The sequence below is a fragment of the Paenibacillus ginsengarvi genome, from assembly GCF_003626695.1.
Lineage (GTDB): Bacteria > Bacillota > Bacilli > Paenibacillales > NBRC-103111 > Paenibacillus_AB > Paenibacillus_AB ginsengarvi.
The window spans coordinates 1-1,958 of record NZ_RBAH01000066.1; the positions used below are offsets into that span (position 1 = coordinate 1).

Here is a 1,958-nt window from a genome sequence, read left to right on the forward strand (position 1 = left end):
AAGTAGAGTAAAGGGCTGGGTTGGCCAGCCCCTCCTCATCAAACCGTACGTGCGGTTTTCCCGCATACGGCTTTCCGACGTTCTTCACCCAGGGCAGTACGGCTTACCCAAGTGCATACTGTTTTTAGTTCTGTACGTTGAAGCAAGGAGTGCATTTCACTCCAGTTCATTTTGCGTTTCCTGTGCTTCTTATTCCAGAAAAGTCGCATTCTTCTGAGGATGTACCAATCCACTTTCGCAAGGAAACGGTTTGATGTCTTCCGATCCACATCTAGATGAGCATAATAGTTACGCCATCCCTGAATCATTGGATTCAGAAAATCGACCATCCGATTCAGAGGCCAGTTTAACAGGCCTCTGGAAGCTGTTTCTTCCTTCACGCGAAGACGCATTTTCTTCATCGCTTTCTTTGATGGGAAACTGCGGAGCCTATACACGGTACCCTTTTTATGGAGATACGGCATCTTCCGATGGTGAAAGCCAAGGAAGTCAAAGCCGTCCTGGTTCTTCCATAGACACACCAGCCTAGATTTGGAGGTGTTCATGGTTAATTCCAGTTTCCCAAAGATGGCCTTAAGGGTACGAATAGTCTCAAGAGCTTGCGGTTTGTATCTACAGAGAATGACGAGATCATCGGCGTACCTAACCAGTTTTCCAAGATGAGAGAAACGCTTTTCCCACATCGTATCGAGGTAATTCAGATAGATGTTGGCGAGTAACGGAGAGATCACGCCACCCTGAGGGCTGCCGATCTGCGTTTTGTGCCAAATCCCTTCCTTCATTACGCCTGCTTCAAGCCACTGCCTGATCAATTTCAGGATGCGCCTGTCGCAGATACGTTCTTCGACCAGTTTCAGCAGTTTGCTGTGCGAAATGTTATCGAAGTAACCAGTAATGTCTACATCGACAACCCAGTTGACGACGCCCCAATTGATGCTATCCCGGATGCATGTAATGGCGTTGTGAGCCGACCTCTTGGGGCGAAATCCATAAGAACAGTCTTTAAAATCCGCCTCGAAAATGCCTTCGATCACCAATTTTGTTGCCATTTGCACCGTCCGATCCCGGACAGTCGGTATCCCTAATGGACGCGTTTTTCCGTCTGGTTTCGGTATCTCTTTCCGCTTTACAGGAGACGGTCTGTATGTTCCGTCCGCTAGATGCTGTCTGATCTCTTCGACGAAGGTTTCTTCTCCATACTCTCGAACAATGTGCTCGATGGTTTGCCCATCGACACCGGCACTGCCGCGATTGGTTTTCACCCGTGTCCATGCTTCCCACAAGATATCTTTTCGGAACAGTTTGTCGTACAGCGCATGAAACTTACGCTTAGGATTGGCCTTAGCCGCAAGATAGAGGGTATTTTGGAGTTGTCGAGCGTTTTCGTTGGTGGCGTTAGCCGTGTATTCGGCATTCACTTGCTCTTACCTCCTTGATATCCCGTGAACGAAGTGAGGTATTGCCTTTCAGCGCCCTTCCCTCCCCGGGGTTATGTTGTCCATCGGATCGTCGGTAATATGGCCCCCTCCGACTCCCTTCCCGCAGCTTGCCATTTCACCTTTAGGGCTTATAGGTTTGCTGGTTACGAAAAAAAATTCCGTGCGGGGGAGGGTCTCCCTAGTTCCAGATACAACTGTCTCTGCATGCCGCTCCCTTTACACCGGAGGGTTCTTCCGCGCTGCGTCTCCAAGATCTTCGCGCGTTCCATGGCCTTCACCGGGGCAGTCGTGGCTCGGCTCCCTCTTGTCCCTTTCGGGTTCAGTTTCGCGATGCGGTAGGATTCACTTTCGTTACGGCCTGCAGATTTGCTTCATCACCCGATCTGCATGACTTTTCGCAGGGCTTCAGCCGCCGGATTTCGCCGACGTCTGCCTGCTAGCTACGGGGCGGCTTGGTCCCTACCCCGACTGAACTTTCATCAGTAAGTTGTACCTAGCTTGGCTAGGCGCGCACTGCCC

The 1,958-nt window shown here is 50.7% G+C and carries 1 protein-coding gene; it reads right to left on the reverse strand.

Annotation, left to right across the window (positions count from 1 at the left end; genetic code table 11):
- Positions 1 to 38: 38 nt before the first annotated feature.
- On the reverse strand, positions 39 to 1,418 hold the full coding sequence (gene ltrA / locus D7M11_RS36065) for a group II intron reverse transcriptase/maturase (RefSeq protein WP_120752096.1): 1,380 nt from the start codon (positions 1,416 to 1,418) through the stop codon (positions 39 to 41).
- Positions 1,419 to 1,958 lie beyond the last annotated feature (540 nt).